The sequence below is a fragment of the Stenotrophomonas sp. P2112 genome (assembly GCF_041897515.1).
Classification (GTDB): domain Bacteria; phylum Pseudomonadota; class Gammaproteobacteria; order Xanthomonadales; family Xanthomonadaceae; genus Stenotrophomonas; species Stenotrophomonas sepilia.
The window spans coordinates 4,102,302-4,123,078 of record NZ_CP169216.1 but is presented as its reverse complement, the minus strand read 5'-3'; the positions used below and the strand labels follow the sequence as shown (position 1 = coordinate 4,123,078).

Annotated in this window: 9 protein-coding genes and 1 pseudogene; 4 read left to right on the top strand and 6 right to left on the bottom strand. The window is 66.0% G+C overall.

Going from position 1 to position 20,777, the window contains the following annotated elements; genetic code table 11:
* Positions 1-15 precede the first annotated feature (15 nt).
* From ACEPA4_RS18985 to ACEPA4_RS18960, 6 genes and pseudogenes are all read right to left on the bottom strand, one after another.
* A complete protein-coding gene (locus tag ACEPA4_RS18985) occupies positions 16-1,794 on the bottom strand; it encodes an MFS transporter (RefSeq protein ID WP_164092994.1) in 1,779 nt (592 codons plus the stop codon).
* A gap of 192 nt (positions 1,795-1,986) precedes the next feature.
* Positions 1,987-3,102 (bottom strand): N-acetylglucosamine-6-phosphate deacetylase, encoded by a 1,116-nt coding sequence (locus ACEPA4_RS18980; RefSeq protein ID WP_139727942.1) that lies wholly within the window; start codon positions 3,100-3,102, stop codon positions 1,987-1,989.
* Positions 3,099-3,875, bottom strand: coding sequence for a DeoR family transcriptional regulator (locus ACEPA4_RS18975; RefSeq protein ID WP_164092995.1), 777 nt, complete (start codon positions 3,873-3,875; stop codon positions 3,099-3,101). The genes ACEPA4_RS18980 and ACEPA4_RS18975 overlap by 4 nt, the downstream gene beginning before the upstream one ends.
* Positions 3,876-3,908: 33 nt before the next feature.
* Positions 3,909-5,243 carry a D-tagatose-bisphosphate aldolase, class II, non-catalytic subunit gene (locus ACEPA4_RS18970; protein WP_065197284.1) on the bottom strand — a complete coding sequence of 445 codons (1,335 nt, stop codon included), beginning with the start codon at positions 5,241-5,243 and terminating at the stop codon, positions 3,909-3,911.
* A 19-nt stretch (positions 5,244-5,262) separates the two neighbouring features.
* Positions 5,263-6,198: pseudogene (locus ACEPA4_RS18965) on the bottom strand (ROK family protein); the annotation flags it as partial.
* A complete protein-coding gene (locus ACEPA4_RS18960; RefSeq protein ID WP_005420100.1) occupies positions 6,191-7,345 on the bottom strand; it encodes an SIS domain-containing protein in 1,155 nt (384 codons plus the stop codon). The pseudogene ACEPA4_RS18965 and the gene ACEPA4_RS18960, both read right to left, overlap by 8 nt.
* A 322-nt stretch (positions 7,346-7,667) precedes the next feature.
* Between ACEPA4_RS18960 and ACEPA4_RS18955 the strand changes: the two genes are divergently transcribed.
* The 4 genes from ACEPA4_RS18955 (at position 7,668) to ACEPA4_RS18940 (ending at position 20,511) form a co-directional block, all read left to right on the top strand.
* Complete coding sequence (locus ACEPA4_RS18955; protein ID WP_005420098.1) at positions 7,668-11,027, top strand: TIM-barrel domain-containing protein; 3,360 nt, start codon at positions 7,668-7,670, stop codon at positions 11,025-11,027.
* A 134-nt stretch (positions 11,028-11,161) separates the two neighbouring features.
* A complete protein-coding gene (locus ACEPA4_RS18950) occupies positions 11,162-14,137 on the top strand; it encodes a TonB-dependent receptor domain-containing protein (protein ID WP_262090172.1) in 2,976 nt (991 codons plus the stop codon).
* Between the two features lie 65 nt (positions 14,138-14,202).
* On the top strand, positions 14,203-15,558 hold the full coding sequence (locus ACEPA4_RS18945) for a Gfo/Idh/MocA family protein (protein ID WP_139727931.1): 1,356 nt from the start codon (positions 14,203-14,205) through the stop codon (positions 15,556-15,558).
* Positions 15,559-15,873: 315 nt separating this feature from the next.
* Positions 15,874-20,511 carry an RHS repeat-associated core domain-containing protein gene (locus ACEPA4_RS18940; protein WP_262090171.1) on the top strand — a complete coding sequence of 1,546 codons (4,638 nt, stop codon included), beginning with the start codon at positions 15,874-15,876 and terminating at the stop codon, positions 20,509-20,511.
* Positions 20,512-20,777: the final 266 nt, after the last annotated feature.

Below are 20,777 nucleotides of genomic sequence, written 5' to 3'. Positions count from 1 at the left end.
GACCAAGGTCGACCGCTACCGGGCGAACCGTGCCTCGATCTCCTCCAGCGACTTGCCCTTGGTCTCCGGCAGCCAGAACGCGGCTACCAGGAAAAATACGAAGGTGCACGCCGCCCAGAACACGAACATGCTGGCGTAGCCGTAGTGGCCAACCGTGGGCAGGAAGATGGCGGCGATGGTGGTCGACACGAACTGGTTGATCAGCAGCGCGATGCTCATGCCATTGGAACGGATGCGGTTCGGCATCAGCTCCGACAGTGCCAGCCACACGCACACGCCGGGGCCGACCGCGAAGAACGCGACGAACACCAGGATGCAGGCGGCCACGGCCCAGCCGTGTGCCGGTGGCGGCACCGGGCCGATGCGGGCCTGTTCGACGCGCAGCGGCGCCTGCGCGGCACTGGCGGGGTCGGCGAACGGGTTCAGATGCAACTTGCGGAAGAATGCGCCGATCACGCTGTCCGGCTGTACGGTGCCGGTGCGGTCGATACGCAGTTCGCGATCAATCAGGTTGTCGCTGCGCACGGCGCGCACATTGGTGAAGTCGCCGTAGGCGTACGACACGGTCAGCTGCAGCGGCCGGCCCTCGCTGTCGATGCCAGCACCGAGGCGCTGCCACTGGGCTTCATCCAGCACCAGCTGCAGGCCATCGCCGTTGACCGCCGCCTGCAACTGCGGCTGCACATCAGCGCGACCGCGCTCGGCCTGGAAGAACAGCGTGGCCGCGGCCAGCAGGGCCACGCAGATACCACCGCTGCCGAGCATCAGCAGGAACTTGCGGCCCTTGCGGTCGACCAGCAGCAACGCGACCACGGTCATCACCGCATTCAGCAGCTTGATCGCCACGTCGGCGCCGTTGGCCACTGAACCGGACAGGCCGGCCTGATTGAGGATGTTCACCGCGTAGGCCAGTACCGAGTTGATGCCGGTGGCCTGGGTGCAGGCCAGCACGACGCAGGCGAGCAGGAACGGCACCACGTAGCGGCGGCTGAGCAGTGGATCGCGCTTGCTGTGGCTGCTGCTCGATTCCGGCGCCTGGATCTGCGCAAGGGTGGGCTCCACATCGGCAGCGGGCAGTACGCGCTGCAGGCTGCGGCGGGCTTCATCAATGCGGCCCCGGCGTACCAGCCAGCGTGGCGATTCGGACAGCCAGAAGATGCCCGCGCAGAACAGCAGGCCCGGCGCCAGGCAGGTCCAGAAGATGGTGCGCCAGGCGTGGTCCTTCACCGTGAACAGCTCCTGCGCCTGCTGTGCCAGCGGCAGCGAGCGCACGGTTTCGGCGGCGGCATCCACGGCGTGGGCGTGGTACAGGCCGATCAGGGCTGCCAGCACCAGGCCAACGGTCAGCAGCAGCTGGAACATCGCGGCGCCGCGCCCGCGTCGCTCGGGGCTGAGCACTTCGGCCAGGTACAGCGGAATCACTACACCGATCAAACCGCCACTGATGCCCTGCAGCAGGCGGCCCAGCAGCAGCGGCGTGTAACCGGAGGCCAGCGCCATGATCGGAATCGAGGCGGTGAACAGCAGGCCGGCCAGCAGCATCGCGCCGCGGCGGCCGATCAGGTCGGCGATCATGCCGGCGAACAGCGAGGACAGCACGCTGCCCAGCAGTACCGCGGCCACCACGAAGCCAAGCTGCTGGCTGCTGAGCTGCCAGGCGTGGCTGGCGGTGGCTTCAAGATAGGGCAGGGCGCCGGCGATGATGCCGATGTCGATGCCGTACAGCAGGCCACCGAGGCCGCCGATGAAGAGCAGGTAACGTACGGGCCAGCGCGGAGCGGTGCTTGCAGTCATCGGCAGTTCCTGTGGTAGCGCCGGGCCAGGCCAGGCGGCGGTTCGTCGCAGAGTGCATTCTGTAGAGCCGAGCCATGCTCGGCTGCTTTCCGTTCCGATATCGAGGTTCCCCATGCCGCGCTTCGTGCGGTGAGCCGAGCATGGCTCGGCTCTACAGGGAGCCCGCGCGGCATCCGGGCCGCATCGCTTGCGTCAGGTCAGATCGATCACGCGCCCACCAATGACCACCTGCTGCAGGCGCAGTTCGGCGTCCAGCACCACCAGGTCGGCACGGGCGTCGGGCGCGATGCGGCCGCGATCGCCCAGGCCCAGATAGTCGGCCGGGAAGGTGGAAACGCGCTGCGAGGCATCGGCCAGCTCCAGGCCCACGCGCACCAGGTTGCGCAGCGCCTGGTCCATGGTCAGCGCGCTGCCGGCCAGTGAACCGGTCGCCAGGCGCACGCAGCCGCCGCACTTGTGCACGCGCTGCTCGCCCAGCGCGTACTCGCCGTCGGGCATGCCGGTGGCGGCCGTCGCGTCGGTCACCGCATACAGGCGCGGGATCGCGCGCGCGGCCAGGCGGATCACGCCGGGATGGATGTGCTGCAGGTCGGGAATGATCTCGGCGTACTGTGCATGCGCCAGCGCCGCCGCGGCGATGCCGGGTCGGTAATGGTCGACACCGGTCATGCCATTGAACAGATGGGTGAAGCCGGAGGCGCCGGCCTGCAGCGCGGCTACGCCTTCCTCGTAGGTGCCGGCGCTGTGGCCGAGCTGCACGCGGATGCCCATCGCCGAAAGCGCCGGAATCAGTGCGGTGTGATCGCCGATTTCCGGTGCCAGCGTCATTACCCGGATCGGCGCCAGTGCGTGCAGTTGCTGCACCAGCGCCAGCGTCGCCTCGATCGTACGGTTGGGCTGTGCACCGAGCCGCTGCGGGCTGATGAACGGTCCTTCCAGATGCACGCCGACGATGCGGGCGGCGTCGGCATCGGGCGCCGCCATCGTCGCAGCCACGCCCTGCAGCGCGTGCTCGATCTCAACCAGGCCGGCGGTCATGGTGGTTGCCAGCAGCGTGGTGGTGCCGAAGCGCAGATGCGTGCGCGCGATGGTGCGCGCCACGTCGCCGCCCTGCATCAGATCCACCCCGGCCGCGCCGTGCACATGCAGGTCGATGAAGCCGGGCAGGATCACCGGCAGCTGCAGGTCGTCAGCACCACTGTGGTCATCCACCTGCAGCTGGCGCACGTGTGAATCGAAGTGGACCTGGCCACGCCGCCAGCCCAGCGGGGTGAGGATGCGGCCATGCAGGGAACGGATGTCGGTCATGCGGGAGGCTCGGCAATGATCACTTCGATACCCAGCCGCTGCAGCCCTTCGCGGGTTGCCTCGTCGATGCCGGCGTCGGTGATGATGGCGTGGATCTGGTCGAGGCGGGCGATGCGGTGCAGGCTGACACGGCCGAACTTGGAGGCGTCGGTCAGCACCACGATGCGGCGCGCGCGCTCGACCATGCGGTGGTTGAGGCGGGCTTCGGCCTCGTCGTGGGTGGTCAGGCCGAACTGCAGGTCCAGGCCATCCACGCCAAGGAACAGGGTGTCGAAGCTGTACGAGTTGAGGCTGGCCTCGGCCTGGCTGCCCTGCAGCGACAGCGACTGCTGGCGCAGCAGGCCACCGGTCAGCAGCACGGTGATGCCTGCGGCATTGGCCAGTTCCCAGGCGATGTTCAGGCCATTGGTCATCACCGTCACGTCGCGATGCGCGCGCAGGTGGCGAGCCAGCGTCATCGTGGTCGAGCCGGAGTCGATGATGATGTTGTCACCAGGCCGTACCAGGCGCGCGGCACACGCGCCGATCGATTCCTTTAGCGGCAGGTTCAGTGCGTCCTTTTCGTGGATGTCCTGTTCCTGCGGCGGCGTGCGCACCAGGGTGGCGCCGCCGTGGGTGCGGTTGGCCAGGCCCTGCGACTCGAAGTGGGTCAGGTCGGCACGGATGGTCACCGCCGACACGCCGAAACGCTCGACCAGATCGGCCACCTGCACCGAGCCGTGCTCGATCAGCAGCTGCAGGATCTGTTGCCGGCGGGAGCGGGTGTTGCGCATGGCCATTCTCGGTTTCGCGGGGAAAGGTAGAGATTAGCCGTTCGCAGCAACTGCGGCAGCCGAACGTGCGTTCTGCGTGCGGGTTCCGGCCTGGTTGGCGCTGCAGGCGCGCGCGTACTCGCCCAGGCACAGGCCGATGCGGTGCTGCACCAGCGCGGTGGGGGTGTTGGCCAGCGTGCCCTCACGCACGGCGCGGTACTGCTCCGGCAGGTACTGGCTGAGCAGCACCAGTGGCGGCGCGTGCTGTTCCAGGTTGGCGAACAGGGTCTGCACCGCCTGCACCAGCGCGGGCTCGCCCCAGTAGTAACGGCAGCGGTCACTGAAGGAGTAGCTGCGCAGCAGGCGCAGCGCAGTGTCATCGCCCTGGTAGTAGGACTGCCAGTACTTCGGCTGCGCCACCATCACCTCGTCCAGCACCTGCGGCAGGCGCGAGCACTGTGCCGCCGGCAGCAGTTCGGCCTCGATCGCGGCCAGCGCGAACAGCGCTTCGCGGTAGGCGAAGGTGGCCGCGGGCCCGACCTTGAGGATGGCGAAGTGGTCGCGCACCAGCGCGTGCAGGCCGCTCTCGCGCTGGTAGTCGGTGGAGTGCGCTTCGAACACGATGCGTGGCTGCTGTTCGAGGAAATCGGCCAGCGTACTGGCAGCGGCAGCGTCGTACTCGTGCACGCTGCTGTGGTCGAAGTCCACGCCCGGCTGGACCACCATCGCGATCACACGCTGCCACGCATCGCGCAGCTGCGGGGTATCGAAGGCCTGCCGGTGGATGGCCAGGGTCTGCGCGGCGGCGGCCGGCGTGGTCACCTGCAGGCCCTCGGCCAGCGAGGCTTCGCCTCCGGGAATCGGCACTTCGGTACCGATCACGTAGACCGGCGGCGGCAGGCCATGTTCGGCGGCGGTGCGTTCGGCGATTTCGGCCAGCTCGGCCGAGCGCGCAGCGACGATGGCATCGGGCAGCGGCACCGGATCATCGGCGCAGGACATGCTGCAATCCAGATGGATCTTGTGGAAACCGGCGGCGACGTAGGCTTCGATCAGCACGCGCGCGTGGGTCATCGCTTCGGCCGCCGGGCGCTTCTGCCAGGCATTCGGGCCGAGGTGGTCGCCGCCCAGGATCAGCCGCTCGCGCGGGAAGCCTTCTTCATCGGCCAGCGTGCCCACGTAGTCGCGGTATTGCGGCGGGGTCATGCCGGTGTAGCCGCCGAACTGGTCGACCTGGTTGGAGGTGGCCTCGATCAGCAGCACGGTGCCATGCGCCAGGGCGACGTGCATGGCCGCGCGCAGCACCTGCTCGTTGCTGCAGCAGACGCTGTACAGGCCGACGTTAGCGCCGGCGCGGTGGGAAGCAAGCAGGGTCTGCAACGGGGACATGGTCAGGCTCCGGAGATCGGGAAAACGAGGGTTGGCAGGCGAGCAGGGCGGCACCACGTGCGCCACCGGCATCGCCGAACCGTGGCGGCACGATCGGGGGGACCTGCACGCCATCGAACAGATGGGTGGCGATGGCGGCCGGCAGCTGCCGGTACAGCGGCGCGTACTGCGACAGGCCACCGCCGAGCACGATCACGTGCGGGTCCAGCGCCAGCACCAGCGCGGCCAGGCTGTGGCCGAGCAGATCACGATGAATGTCCAGCGCCTTGCGCGCGTGGGCATCGCCGGCTCCGGCCAGCGTGATCACCGCACTGGCATCGACGGCGCTGCCTCCGAGGTGGCGTTCGATCATGGCCAATCCGCTGCCGGACACATAGCGCTCCACGCAGCCCTGCAGGCCGCAGCCGCAGTCCACCAGCGGCAGGCCATGGCGCTGCAGCAGATGGCCGGGCACGCTCCAGTGGCCCCACTCGCCGGCCAGGCCGTTGAAGCCGGACAGCAGCCGGCCCTGCAGGCAGAAGCCACCGCCGGCACCGGTGCCGAGGATGGCGCCGAACATGCTGGGGTAGCCATCGGCGGCGCCGCCGTGCGCTTCCGACAGGGCAAAGCACTGCAGGTCATTGCCGAAATGCAGCGGGCGTTGCAGCCGCGCCTGCAGATCCTTCGCCACGCATTGGCCGGTCAGTGCGGGCACGTTCGCGCTGAGCTGGCGGCCGCTGCGGCGGTCACGCACGCCGGGCAGGGCAATGCCGATGGCCGCATCATTCCGGCCCAGCGCGGCGTCGGCCTCGGCCACCAGCGTCACCACGGCCTGCAGGAAACCATCGTAGTCGCCCTGCGGCGTGGCCACGCGGCGGCGCCAGGTGACCTGCATCGCCGCATCGCACGCCACCAGCTCGATCTTGGTGCCGCCGATGTCGATGCCATAGCAGGCGTGGGCGATCAGCTCAGCCATGGTGGATGGTGACGCCCTTGACGACGCGGTTGACGGTGCCGTCCGGGAACGGGTTGTCCGGGGTCAGTCCCAGCGCGGCCGAGCGCTGCAGCGCGAACAGCTGCGCGAAGCCCAGCCACACCGGTGCCAGCCACGGATCGTCCAGCGCCGGTACGGTGAGGGTGTAATCGTCATCGGCGCCGATGTCCGAATGTGGACCGATCGCCAGCACCTGCCCGGCCACGCCATCGCGGCGCAGTTCGTCCAGCAGGTCCTGCTCGTAGCGGCGCGCGAGCGGCTGCACGCTGCGCAGCACCACCACCAGGGTGTTGCCATCCAGCGTCGACTTGGGACCGTGACGGAAGCCCAGCGGCGTGTTGGCCAGCGCCAGAACGCGGCCAGCGGTCAGCTCCAGCACCTTCAGTGCACACTCGCGGGCCAGCGCTTCCAGCGGGCCGCTGCCAAGGTAGATCACGCGGTTGAACGGGCGCTGCGCAAGTGTTGCCACTGGTGCGTCCCACTGCGCCTGCCCTTCGCGGGCCAGCGCGGCGATCTGCTTCAGGCGCGCCACGCGCGCATCCCACGGCGAGCGATCAAACACCGTCAGTGCCGCCAGCAGCATGCAGGTCAGGCTGCTGGTCATGGCGAAGGCACGGTCGCAGCTGGCCGACGGCATCAGCAGGGTGCACGTATCGCCACGGCCGGCGCCACGGCGGGCCAGTTCGCCATCGGCGTTGCAGGTGATGTCGAGGAAGCGCGCGTCGTCCACGTCGCTGCGCACGCGATCCACCGCTGCCACGCTTTCCGGGCTGGAGCCACTGCGGCCGAACGACACCAGCAGGGTCGGGCGGTCACGCTGCAGGTACAGCGCCGGGTGGGTCAGCAGGCTGGTGGTGTGCACCACGCGCACCTCGGCCGCCCACTGTGCGTTGATCGCGTCGGCCACCATCTCGGCGATGAAGCCGGAACTGCCGGCGCCGGTGAACAGCACGCGCTGGTTGGGATCGTTGAGGCTGTCGCCGAGGAAGGCCTGCAGGCGGTCGCGGGCACGCGACAGGTCCTGTGCGAGTGCTTCCCACAGCGCAGGCTGCTGGGCGATTTCGATTGCGGTATCGGCTCCGCCAAGGCGCTGCCAGGCGGACACATCGGAAAGCAGGGTGACGTCCATTCGGAGGTTCCAGTTGGGCCAGCGCACCATCTGTGTTTTCTTTCGAAATGTCAAACATCGAAAGTAAAAAGAAAGAAAATGGCCGAGTGGCTTTCCCAGTCGCGGAATGACCATGAAAACGAAAGGACGGGTCAAATGCCGTATCGCACAATGCTTAACAGGCGACTGCAAGCGCTTACACAAAGTATTGCGACGCAACAACTTTCGTTTCAATGGAATATATCTTCCTTTTTCCTTTCAATTTGTTGACATCTTTCGAATCGCTGCCCTAGAGTCGGCCCAATCGCTTTCGAAACGCCCGGTGAACGGGTTGGGAGTCCGCGTGGAAAACTGCGTACGTCGCTCGCCGCTGATGCTGGCCCTGTTGCCGGCCTTGATGCTGGCGTCCATGACGGCCCGGGCCGAGCCGGTCGGAAACCTGCGATCGGTCAGCGCCAGCGCCAGCCGCGATGGCGTGCAGGGCTGGGACCTGCAGACCGACAAGGGCGCGCGCATCCGCATTGAACTGCCGGCGACCGACATCATCCGCGTGCAGGCCGGCCGCAACGGCACGTTGACCGGCGCCGGCGACAAGGCCGCACCGATCGTGCTGCCGCAGCCCAAGGCGAACGTGCAGGCGCAGCTGGAAGAAGACGCGCAGGAAATCCGCGTGCGTACCGACGCACTGGTCCTGCATGTGCAGCGGCAACCGCTGCGCCTGCGCCTGGAACGCCTGGACAACGGCCAGCCCACCGCGCTGTGGCAGGAACTGCAGCCGCTGGACCTGGAGGCCACGCAGAGCGTGCAGGTGCTGTCGTCGCAGGCCGATGAGGGCTACTTCGGTGGCGGCCAGCAGAACGGCCGCTATCAGTTCAAGGGCCGCGAGCTGGAGGTGTCCTATTCCGGCGGCTGGGAAGAGGGCGACCGCCCCAGCCCGGCACCCATGCTGCTGAGCAGCCGTGGCTGGGGCATGCTGCGCAATACCTGGAGCGATGGCAGCTACGACCTGCGCCAGCCCGACCAGGCCACGCTGCTGCATCGCGAAGACCGTTTCGATGCCTACTACTTCGTCGGCGCGGACCTGCCCAAGCTGATCGAGCGTTACACCCAGCTGACCGGCCGCCCGAACATGGTGGCGCGCTGGGCGCTGTCCTATGGCGATGCCGACTGCTACAACGACGGCGACAACAGCAAGAAGCCCGGCACCGTGCCCGAAGGCTGGAGCGACGGCCCGACCGGCACCACGCCGGATGTGATCGACAGCGTGGCCAAGCAGTACCGCGCCCACGACATGCCCGGTGGCTGGATCCTGCCCAATGATGGCTACGGCTGCGGCTACAAGCAGTTGCCGGAAACGGTGAAGGGGCTCGCCGGCTACGGCTTCCGCACCGGCCTGTGGACCGAGAACGGCGTCGACAAGATCGCCTGGGAAGTCGGCAAGGCCGGCAGCCGCGTGCAGAAGCTGGACGTGGCCTGGACCGGCAAGGGCTACCAGTTCGCGATGGATGCCAACCGCCAGGCGTTCAACGGCATCCTCGACAACTCCGATTCGCGCCCGTTCCTGTGGACGGTGATGGGCTGGGCCGGTATCCAGCGCTACGCCGTAGCGTGGACCGGCGACCAGAGCAGCAGCTGGGATTACATCCGCTGGCACGTGCCGACCCTGGTCGGTTCGGGCCTGTCCGGCATGGCCTACGCCAGTGGCGACGTCGATGCAATCTTCGGCGGCAGCGCCGAGACCTTCACCCGCGACCTGCAGTGGAAGGCGTTCACGCCGGTGCTGATGGGCATGAGCGGCTGGTCGTCGAACGCGCGCAAGCACCCGTGGTGGTACGACGAGCCGTACCGCAGCATCAACCGCGACTACCTGAAGTTGAAGATGCGCCTGACCCCGTACATGTACGGGCTGGTGCACGAGGCCGCGCAGACCGGCGCACCGCCGGTGCGGGGGCTGATGTGGGACTACCCGCGCGACCCGCATGCACAGGATGAGACCTACAAGTACCAGTTCCTGCTCGGCCGCGACCTGCTGGTGGCGCCGGTGTACCGCAGCCAGGCCGCCAGCCGTGGCTGGCGCCGCGACATCCACCTGCCGGCCGGCGGCTGGATCGACTACTGGGACGGCCGCCGCGTGCAGGCCGGTGCCGACGGCCGCCAGCTGGACCGCCAGGTGGACCTGGCCACGCTGCCGGTGTTCGTGCGCGCCGGTGCGATCCTGCCGATGTACCCGTCGATGCTGTTCGACGGCGAAAAGCCGCTCGATGAAGTGACCTTCGACCTGTACCCGCAGGGCGACTCGCAGTACACGTTGTACGAAGACGATGGCAACACGCGCCGCTACCAGCAGGGCGAGTCGAGCACGCAGGTAATCCGCGTGCAGGCGCCTGCACTGGGCAGTGGCCCGGTGCAGGTGCAGATCGATGCGGTGCAGGGCCAGTACAACGGCCAGCTGGCGCAGCGTCGTTATGGCCTGCGCGTGCTCAGCCGGCAGGCGCCACGTGCAGTGCAGGCCGGTGGCCGCGCGTTGCCAGCGCTGGCCGATGCGGCGGCGTTCAACGGTGCGGCTGAAGGCTGGTACTTCGATGCCAAGGAGCGCCGTGGCACGCTGCACGTGCGTACCGCTGTCCAGGACATCCGCCAGCCGCTGCAGCTGCAGCTGGACTTCGCGGCGGCCGCTGCGGCCGCCGACGATGCCTATCCGGCCGCGCCGGTACTCGGCCGCGAACTGCCCGCAGACAGCCTGCTGGTGGTCAACCGCCCGGCCGAGGAGCCCGGCCATGCGCTGGAGAACGCCTTCGATGACGATCCCAACACCTGGTTCCGCAGCGTGCGCAACCAGGCCGTGCGCACTGGCGCGCACGAGTGGGTGATCGGCTTCGGCGAGCGCAGGATGATCGATGGCATCGACATCGCGCCGCGCAACGACAAGAACTGGAAGCACGGCCAGGTGCGCGATTACGAGGTGTACCTGGGCGACAGCAATGGCGAGTGGGGCGAGCCGATCGCCCGTGGCCGCCTGCAGCTGAAGGAAGGCGTGCAACGCATCGACTTCCCGGCCCATGCCGGCCGCCTGCTGCGCTTCCGCGTACTGAGCGTGCAGAACCCCGAAGGCGACGGCGCCAGCAGCACCGACCCGATGGTGACCGCCGCCCAGGGCAGCGCCCGCGCGTTCGATGCACTGCAGCCGCGCGACGTCGGCCCGATCGCACTGTCCACCTTCCACATCCTCGAACACCAGGAACCGGAGCGACCGGCCCGGCAGCGCTATCTCTCCGAGCTGCCGGTGCCGGCCGCGCTGGCCAGCCAGCTGCGTACCGACCAGTCCTTCCGTGGCGACGCCGGCATGCGCATGAACGGCCTGCAGTTCCGCCGTGGCCTGGGAGTCGGCGCCAACAGCCGCATCGACCTGCGCCTGCAGGGCGGCTGGCACCTGCTGCGTGCCGACCTCGGCATCGACGACGCCTGCCGCAACGCCGGCGGCCTGCAGTTCCAGGTATGGGGCGACAACCGCCTGCTGTACGACAGCGGCCTGGTGAAGGCGCCCGGCGTGGTCAAGCCGGAGCTGGACATCCGTGGCCTTTCCACCCTGAGCCTGCGCACGCTGGGTGCGCAGGGCAGCCAACCCGCCCAGGTCTGTGCCAACTGGGCCAACGCCGTACTGATCGGCCAGGAGGGCGACTCCGCCAGCATCGTCGCCCCATGACCCCCACGTAACACCGCTCCTCCCCCGCCCCATCCCGACTACGGCCCTCATGGCCGTGGCCCGGGAGCGTTTTGCCCGCCGAACGCCCACGCGCTCACTCAGTTGCGCCGCACCCCTGCCAGGAGAGAACCCCGATGTTGCCCGCCCGCCACCACCGCCCCCCCTGCCGCTCGATCGCTCCGCTGACGCTGGCCATTGCCGGCGCGCTGTTCTCGCTTGCCGCTCCTGCCTTCGCCCAGGAGAGCAAGGACAACGCCACCGACCTGGCCCGCATCGAGGTCACCGGCTCCAACATCCGCCGCACCGACGTTGAAACCGCCTCGCCGGTGCAGGTGATCAGCAAGCAGGACATCCAGAACATGGGTGCGCGCACGCTGCTGCAGGTGCTCGACAACCTGCCGGCCGCACGCCCTGCGCAGCAGGATGCGCGTTCGCTGTTCACCGGTTCCGACGGTGCCTCGCAGGCCAACCTGCGTGGCTTGGGCGCGCAGGGCACGCTGGTGCTGCTGAATGGTCGCCGCCTGTCGTACTACGGTGCCCCGGCCGGCTTCCAAACCCAGTTCGTCAACATCGACGCGATCCCGGCGGCGGCCATCGAGCGCATGGAAGTACTGACCGACGGCGCGTCGGCGGTGTACGGCACCGACGCGGTGGCCGGCGTGATCAACGTGATCACCAAGCGCAACTTCCAGGGTGCCGAGATCAGCTTCACCAACGACACCTCCTCGCGCATCGATTCCTACGGTGAGCGCCAGGCCAGCATCACCGCCGGCTTCGGTGACCTGGCCGAGAACCGCTTCAACATCTACGGCGCGGTCAACATGTACCGTCGCGACGCGATTCCGCTGAGCGATTTCTACGACAAGCGTCCGGACCAGTACTACGTCAACAACCCGAACTACCTCAACAACCTGCGCCTGGGCGTGGGCAGCAGGCCGGGTGAGTTCAATCCGGGCACTTACTTCGCCTTCGATCCGGTCACCGGCCGCCGCGTGCAGGAAGCTGCGCCGGGTTGCAAGAACGTGCTGACCAGTGAAGCGGCCGGTCCGCGTTGCGTCTGGGAAACCTGGATGAACAACGAGATCGACGCCGGTGCCAAGTCCGAGCGCAACACCGCCTACCTCAACGGCACCTTCCTGGTCGGTGACAACACCGAGATATTCGCCGAGGCGACCTACACCGACATCGACCTGCGCGCCAACGGCGGCACGCCGCGCACCTACGGCACCACGACCGGCAACCCGACCAGCTGGTTCTCGCGCAACACCGGCAACACCGTCAACCAGTTCCTGTACCCGTTCCTGGGCCCGAACAACGAGTACAACCACGCCAGCCCGCAGTTGAAGGCCATGATGGGCGGCGTGGTCGGCCTGAACTACCTGCTGCAGGATGCCGGCCCGAACTATTTCGGCCAGCGCAATACCGACAAGAGCTATCGTGTGCTGGCGGGCGCACGTGGCAACGTGGGTGACTGGAACTGGGAAACCGCCTTCGCCAGCGCTGGTACCCACTCCACCACCTACCAGACGATCAACGTCAACACCAAGGGCTTCGAGAAGGCGTTCGGGCCGTACACGATCGATCCTGGTACCGGTCGGGTGATCATCTCCGACCACCCGGCGTACAAGTTCGGCGAGATCAGCGAAGCCAACGCCGCGTTGATCCGTGAAGCGTTCCCGACCTTCGACATCCAGTCGTGGACCCGCCTGCATACCCTGGACGGCAAGATCGAAGGACCGCTGTTCCAGCTGCCGGCGGGCGAGATGCGCGCCGCGTTCGGCTTCAACGCCAGCCGTGAGACCTTCTACACCCCGGGCAATGCCGATGCGGCCAATGGCCTGATCACCCAGCAGGGCGGCTCGTGGTTCGACGGCAAGCGCAACACCTACGCGCTGTTCGCCGAGACCGTGGCGCCGATCACCGACAAGCTGGAACTGGATGCGGCGGTGCGCGTGGACAAGTACCCGAACTTCAGCGCCAACATCGCGCCGAAGATCGGCTTCAAGTACCAGGCGTTCGATCAGCTGATGTTGCGCGGCACCTATTCCACCGGCTTCCGCGCACCGAGCCTGGCCGAGTCCGGCAACGGCGGCGTATTCGCACAGCTCGGTGGCTTCCGTGACGAACTGCGCTGCGGCGAGACCAACGCCATCGCCAACCTGCTGCTGAAGTCGCAGCGGCCGGGTGACGTCGATCTGGGCAAGACCCTGCTGAACGTCGATTGCAGCCGTACCGTCGCGCGCATGACCCAGCCGAACAAGGATCTGAAGCCGGAGAAGGCGAAGATCGCCACCCTCGGCTTCGTCTACGAGCCGGCGAGCTGGCTGTCGGTGTCGGCCGACTACTGGTTCATCTACCGCAACAATGAAATCGTCGCGCCGGACTATCGCCGCATGGAAGACATCATCTCGATGTCGCGCTCGCCGATCACCGACAGTGACCGCGCCAACCTGGCGCAGTTGGCGGCAATGTGCGCCGATCCGGCCAGCGGCGTGAGCTGCCCGGCCACCCTGCCGGGCTACTCCGCCGGTAACGTGGCCAGCGTGGTCGGCCAGTACAAGAACCGCGGCAAGACGCTGATCGACGGCTTCGACATCGACGCGCGCAGCCGCTTCTCGCTGGGCGACTGGGGCAACCTGAACATCGGCCTGGCCGCCACCATCGCCAACCGCAACCGCTTCTACATGGACGCCGAGAACGGCTGGTACTACGGCGACGTGGTGGGCTACTACAACAATCCGCGCCTGCGTGCCACGTTCAATGCAGACTGGACCTACAAGCAGGTGACCACCAGCATGTTCGTCAACTACGTGGGTGGCACCAAGTGGGCTACCGACCAGATCGACGAAGAGAGCAACAACAAGGAAACCTGCACCGGCGGCTACCTGGCCCTGCAGAAGAGCAAGTGCGATGGTGCTCCGTCGTGGTGGACCGCCAACATGAGCGTCACCTGGCGCCCGGATGATGCGTGGAACCTGAGCTTCACCGTCAAGAACCTGTTCAACCGCCTGCCGTTCTACGATCCGAACAGCTTCCTGGGTGACTCCAGTGACTACGCCACCATCTTCGGCCGTGGTTACAGTGTGACCATCGGCTACCGGTTCAAGTAATTCCGTTTGCGTGACCTGGCGTGCCGGCTGCGGCCGGCACGCTGCCAAGAGGAGAGATGTTTGCCATGAAGCGTAGGGAATTCATCGCGGCCAGTGCCGCTGTCGCCGCCAGCAGCCTGCTGCCGCAGACCCCGGCATGGGCACGCGGGCGCAAAGTGCGCCTGGCCATGATCGGTACCGGCATGCGTGGCCTTGTGCTGCTGAAGGAGCTGGTGCGCCGCGACGATGTCGAGGTGGTCGCGCTGTGCGACATCGAACCGATCATGCTCGGCCGTGCCATGGACATGGTGGCCAAGGCCGGCAAGCCGGCCCCGAAGACCTACGGCCAGGACCGCGATACCAACGCCTGGAAGCGCCTGCTGGAACAGAAGGGCATCGATGGCGTGATCATCGCCACGCCGTGGGAGTACCACGCACCGATGGCGATTGCCGCGATGCAGGCCGGCGTGGCCGTGGGCTGTGAAGTGGTGGCCGGCATCACGCTGCAGGACCACTGGGACGTGCTGAAGACCCAGCTGAGCACCGGCACCCCGTACATGCTGCTGGAGAACGTCTGCTATCGCCGCGACGTGATGGCGGCGTTGCAGATGGTGCGCCAGGGCCTGTTCGGCGAACTGGTGCATCTGCAGGCCGGCTACCAGCACGACCTGCGCGGCGTGAAGTTCAATTCCGGCGACCCCAACCAGCCCTACGACAGCGGCGTGGAGTTCGGTCCGAAGGGCTGGAGCGAAGCCCGCTGGCGCACCGAGCATTCGGTGGAACGCAATGGTGAGCTGTACCCCAGCCACGGCATCGGCCCCTGTGCGATGTACACCGGCATCAACCGTGGCAACCGCTTCACCCACATCAACGCCTTCGCGACCAAGGCACGCGGCCTGCACGAATACACCGTGGCCAAGAGTGGTGGCACCACCCACCCCAGCACCCAGGTGAAGTTCAAGCTCGGCGATATCGTCACCACCACGCTGGCCTGCGAGAACGGCGAGACCATCCTGCTGCAGCACGACACCTCGCTGCCGCGCCCGTATTCAATGGGCTTCCGTGTGCAGGGCACCAAGGGCCTGTGGATGGACGTGAACCATTCGATCCACATCGAAGGCCGCAGCCCGCCGCACCAGTGGGAAGAGTTCAAGAAGTACCAGGACGCGTACGAGCACCCGCTGTGGAAACAGAATGCCGACACCGCCGCCGGCGCCGGCCACGGCGGCATGGACTGGTTCGTCATCCATGCATTTGTTGAAGCGCTCAAAGCCAAGGCACCGATGCCGATCGACATCTACGACGCGGTGACCTGGAGTGCGATCACCCCGTTGAGCGAGCAGTCGATCGCCAACGGTTTCCAGACGCTGGAGTTCCCGGACTTTACTGCTGGTGCGTGGAAGACGCGCAAGCCGATCTTCGCGTTCGACGGTAAATACTGAGATTCATCCCTTCCATGCTGTGACGGAAATGCCGGGCGATGCCCGGCGTTTCTGTTTCTGGAGGCATTCGCCTTGTAGAGCCGAGCCCACGCTCGGCTGCTTGTTCGGTCGGCCGCTCGCTTTATCAGAAAACTCTGAAATCCGACCCACTCCACACTTTATGACTTGAATGTGTAAACGACATCGGAGATAACGTCCCCCATGCGGTCAGACCGCATTCCGGACCAGGGACGATCCGAAGCATGACGTGGTGAGGCAACCGCCCCACGTTCTCGTTCCCGCCGGTGCTGTGTTTGTCCAGGAAGGAGAACAGGGATGTTGAAACGACTGAAGACCATTTCGTGTGCCGCACTGGCGATGATCGCGCTGGGGAGCTTGGCTCCTTGGGCTGCGCAGGCGCAGGAGGTGCAGAAGAAGTGGGAGAGCTACCTGTCGATGGGCCAGCCGCGAGCCACCGAAGCGGCGGTGCAGAAGGACATCAAGTCGCTCTTTTCCCAGTACGAAAAGGACAAACCCTTCGATTGGCATGTCAAACGCCAACGCGTCCTTGGAAAGAAGGTCATCTACGATTACCGGGTGAGACCCGAGAAGATCGTTACTACCGACTGGGTCTACATCCACTCAGGGCAGGAGTACTCATCCGAAGATCAGATTCGTAGCGCGATCCTCGCTACCCGCGTCAGCGACCCGCAGTGCCCGGCGACTTCACTCACGGAGGATCCTTGGGTGGAGCTCCTTGGACTTGGCAGGGGCGACGACGGTAGCGTCACCAACGAGGAGAAGGATTTCCATTACACCTTGAACTTCTATCATCAGAGCACTCAAGAATGCTCGTCGATAGTGGGGTGGGAGCGTGTGCGCCGGGCCAGAACGGCGCTTTGTCCGAATCGACCGTCCCTGACGTGGAATGAGGCCCTGCAGATGTGCTCCCTGGTCCAGCAGGACGAGCCGCACATGTCGCCCATGCTCTCCTACACAAGCGGGCCGCTGCCGCCGCAGCAGTGTCCTGTTGGTAACCCGTGTGATCCGACCACTGGCGATAAATCCCAGCCTGAGCCGGATTTCAACCTTGGATGGGTGAGCTTCCAACGCCACTATCACTCCCTGACAAGCACGGCGGGCGGCGCGTTGGGTACGGGCTGGACCCATTCCCACAATCTGCGGCTTACCGCAGGCGTAGACGATTCCACCTTCCCTCCCAGCCCCGAACTGAAAGTTGGGCTGATCGGCGCCGATGGCGGGCAGACCGCATTCCAGAAAGTGGGGGCAAGCTACGAAGCCATGGACGGAAGCGGCGATCGTGCGGTCCAGCAGGGCACCAACTGGCAACTTTCACGTGCCGGAGAGCGCATTTATTTTGATGCTGATGGCTTGATGCAGCGCCGTGATCTCGAAGACGGTACTTCGCTGACCTATACACACGACAGCCGCGGCCGCCTGCTCAGCATCACCCATTCAACCGGTCGGCGCGTGGACGTCCAGTACCTCGCGCCGGGCGACGATTCACTGATCTCGGCCCTGGTGATCGCCGGCCAGCCTGTGGTGAGCTACGCCTATTCTCCGGCCGGGGAACTGATCACCGCGACCTATGCCGACGGTGCCAGCCGTACCTATCACTATGAGGACGCCCGCTTCCCGGGCTACCTGACCGGCGTGACCGCCGAAGACAACCAGCGCTACAGCTGGTACGGCTATGACACGCAAGGGCGAGTCACCTGCAGCCGCCATTCCGGCGATTGCAGCCAAGCCGACGTGGGCATTGATGGCGTGCGCCTGGAGTACACGCCGGCAGGCACCACCATCGTCACCGACGCACTGGGCAAGCAGAGCACCTACGCCTTGACCGCCAGCGGCACCAGTGGCCTTCCGCGCAAGGTCAATAGCATCACCGAAAGCAACGGCAGCATCACTCGCGCCTATCTGCCCGAGGGCACCGATTTCCGGCGTCGGCTGCAGTCGGTGACCGATCGCCGTGGTGTCGTCACCAGCTACGCCTATGCCGAGGCCAGTGATGCTGCCGCAGGCGCCGTCAGCGTGACCACCACCACCGAAGCGGCCGGTACTCCGGACCAGCGCATCAGCGAAATGCGCGTGGCCATGGACAGCAATCGGCTGGTGCAGCAGACCATCGGTAACCGTGAGATCCGCATCGCACGCAATGCGCGCCTCCAGCCAACCACCATCACCGTGCGCGACAGGGTGACCGGTGATACCCGCATCACCACGCAGACCTACTGTGAGGCCGAAGGGCCGGAGTGCCCGCTGGTGGGACTGCTGCGTAGCGTGGATGGCCCACGCAGTGATGTGGCGGATGTCTCCACCTATGCCTACTACACCGCGGACGACGCGGGATGCGCGACCAGTGGTGCCTGCAGTTATCGCAAGGGCGACCTGCGCAGCGTGACCAATGCGCTGGGCCAGACGGTCGAGACCTTGGCCTACGACGCGTTCGGGCGGCCGTTGTCGGTCAAGGATGCCAACGGCGTGGTCACCGATTACACCTACCATGCGCGCGGCTGGCCGACCTCGGTCACCGTGCGCGGTGCCACCACAGCCGAGGACCGGGTGACCCAGATCAGCTACTGGCCGACCGGCCAGGTGCAGCAGGTCACCGAGCCGGACGGCAGCAGTGTCACCTATGTCTATGACGCCGCCCAGCGCTTGACCGATATTGCGGACAACAGCGGCAACACGATCCACTACGTATTGGACAACGCCGGCAACCGCCTCAAGGAAGACACGCTGGATGCAGGCGGCACCCTGCGCCGTACCCTGGCGCGGACGTTCAACACGCTTGGCCAGCTGACCGCGCTGAAGGATGCGGGCAACCACGCCACCGGCTTTGCCTACGATGCCAACGGCAACCCACAGACGGTGACCGATGCCCTGCAGCGCGTGACCAGCCAGCAGTACGATCCGTTGAACCGCTTGGCGCAGACCCTGCAGGACGTCGGCGGCGTCGCGGCGGAGATCCGCAGCCAGTACAACGCGCTGGACCAGGTCACCCAGGTCACCGACCCGAAGGGCCTGCATACCACCTACGCCTACAACGGTTTCGGTGATCTGACCGGGCAGGTCAGCCCGGACAGTGGCGCCAGCAGCTACACCGTGGACGCGGCCGGCAATCGCAAGACGGCCACCGATGCACGCGGCGTCACCGCCACCTATCACTACGATGCACTCAACCGCCTGATCGGTATCGCCTATCCGGACCCCAATCTGGACGTGGGCTACAGCTATGACGTGGCACCGGCCGCCTGTGCCGCCGACGAGCGCTTCGCCGAGGGCCGCCTGGGGCAGGTGCTGCACGCCAATGGCAGCACCCAGTACTGCCATGACCGTTTCGGCCAGGTCACCCGCAAGGTGCAGACCGTCAATGGTGTGGCCACCACCCTGCGCTATGCCTACAGTAAGTCGGGTCGCTTGACCGCGTTGACCTACCCCGACGGCAGCGTGGCCGACTACGTGCGCGATATCCAGGGCCGCATCAGCCAGATCGGCCTGACCCGGCCCGGCCAGGCACGCCAGATCGTGGTGAACAACGTGACCTACGCGGCCTTCGGCCCGGCCACCGGCTGGACCTACGGCAACGGCCGCCAGCTGCAGCGTCCGCTGGATCTGGATTACCGCCCGCAGGCGGTACACGACCCGGCCGCAGGTGGCCTGTCACTGGGCTATGGCTATGACCCGGTTGGCTCGATCACCGAGCTGAAGAACGGCGCAGGCTCGGCGGTGCTCGCCAAGTACGCCTACGACGCGCTGGGTCGCCTGACCCAGACCCAGGACGGCGCGACCGGTACGCCGATCGAAACCTATGCCTATGACGCCACCGGCAATCGCACCGCGCTGACCACCTCGGCAGGCACCGCCAGCTACACCTATCCCGCAACCAGCCACCGGCTGACTGCCGTGGATGGCGAGGCACGCAGCCATGACGTGGCGGGCAACACCACCGGCATCGGCAGCAAGACGTTCACCTACAACGACGCCAACCGCATGAACGCGGTGAAGCAGGGCGATGCCGTGCTGGAAAGCTACGGTTACAACCATCGCGGCGAGCGCGTGCTGCGCAGCCCGTCCGGTGGAGCTGCCCAGATCACCCTGTACGACGAAGCAGGGCAATGGCTGGGCAACTACTCGGCCACGGGCCAGGCGCAGCAGCAGGCCATCTGGCTGGACAACTACCCGGTGGCGCTGATCAACGTGCCGGGCACCGGCGTGCCGGAGCTGGCCTATGTCCAGCCGGACCATCTGGGCACGCCGCGCGTGGTGATCGATCCGGTGCGGAATGTCGCGATCTGGGAGTGGAGCAACAAGAGCGAGGTGTTCGGCAACCAGATTCCGAGTGCCGATCCCGATGGCGATGGTGTGGCGTTCGAGCTGGCGTTGCGCTTCCCCGGCCAGCAGGCGACGGATTCGAGTGGGTTGTTCTACAACTACCAGCGCGAGTACGACCCGGCGGTGGGGCGGTATTCGCAGAGTGATCCGATTGGGTTGATGGGGGGAATAAGCACGTTCACCTATGCGGGCGGTGGACCGCTAATGAGCGTGGATTCGCTTGGCCTTCAGTCAAGAGATCTGGAGTACATCTACAAGTATTCCGGCGCAACGCCCCCTCCTCCGAGCGGGTACCCAACGGAGTACAGGCAGGGGGTCCAGGATTTCGTGAGAAACTACATCGACATGAGGCTGGCTAACACGAAGCTCCAGGATAAGTACTTTCATTGCAAGGCAAACTGTGAGGCTGCTCAGCGCGGACAAGGCGGCAAAGCGGCTGCTTGCAATATGAGCAATGCTCGGGAGATATTTGATCAGCGGGTGAAGGGGGATTCATCTGCAGCGTCGGCCGCAGACCAACGGGCCAATTTGTTCGGCCGAAATAACGCGGGCGAGGGGTCATGTTCTGAAGTATGTTCACCATTCAGGCCGAATGGATTGCCGGACAATTATTGAAATGAAAAAACAGTCAAAGACCGTTGTACTTCTCTGTGCAATTGTAGTGATTATTGCTCTTGCTTTTTGGTTTCGGGGGCAAATGGCTATCGATGCCTGTTTAGATGATGGAGGGAGTTGGAACTACTCGACGAGCCAATGCAGCACTGAAGAGTGACAGCTTCAAAGGCTCAGATGGATGCATCTGCAACTGCATCTTCGTTCTTCAATCGTGTGGCTGGACAGTTGGAGGATTGCTGATCTTGTGTGGCGAGAATGAAGTTGCA

Excerpts from the sequence above, each read along its gene's own strand:
- ACEPA4_RS18950 (WP_262090172.1), top strand. The coding sequence starts at position 11,162 with ATGTTGCCCGCCCGCCACCACCGCCCCCCCTGCCGCTCGATCGCTCCG.
- ACEPA4_RS18980 (WP_139727942.1), bottom strand. The coding sequence starts at position 3,102 with ATGACCGACATCCGTTCCCTGCATGGCCGCATCCTCACCCCGCTGGGC.
- ACEPA4_RS18945 (WP_139727931.1), top strand. The coding sequence starts at position 14,203 with ATGAAGCGTAGGGAATTCATCGCGGCCAGTGCCGCTGTCGCCGCCAGC.
- ACEPA4_RS18960 (WP_005420100.1), bottom strand. The coding sequence starts at position 7,345 with ATGGACGTCACCCTGCTTTCCGATGTGTCCGCCTGGCAGCGCCTTGGC.
- ACEPA4_RS18940 (WP_262090171.1), top strand. The coding sequence starts at position 15,874 with ATGTTGAAACGACTGAAGACCATTTCGTGTGCCGCACTGGCGATGATC.
- ACEPA4_RS18970 (WP_065197284.1), bottom strand. The coding sequence starts at position 5,243 with ATGTCCCCGTTGCAGACCCTGCTTGCTTCCCACCGCGCCGGCGCTAAC.
- ACEPA4_RS18985 (WP_164092994.1), bottom strand. The coding sequence starts at position 1,794 with ATGACTGCAAGCACCGCTCCGCGCTGGCCCGTACGTTACCTGCTCTTC.
- ACEPA4_RS18975 (WP_164092995.1), bottom strand. The coding sequence starts at position 3,875 with ATGCGCAACACCCGCTCCCGCCGGCAACAGATCCTGCAGCTGCTGATC.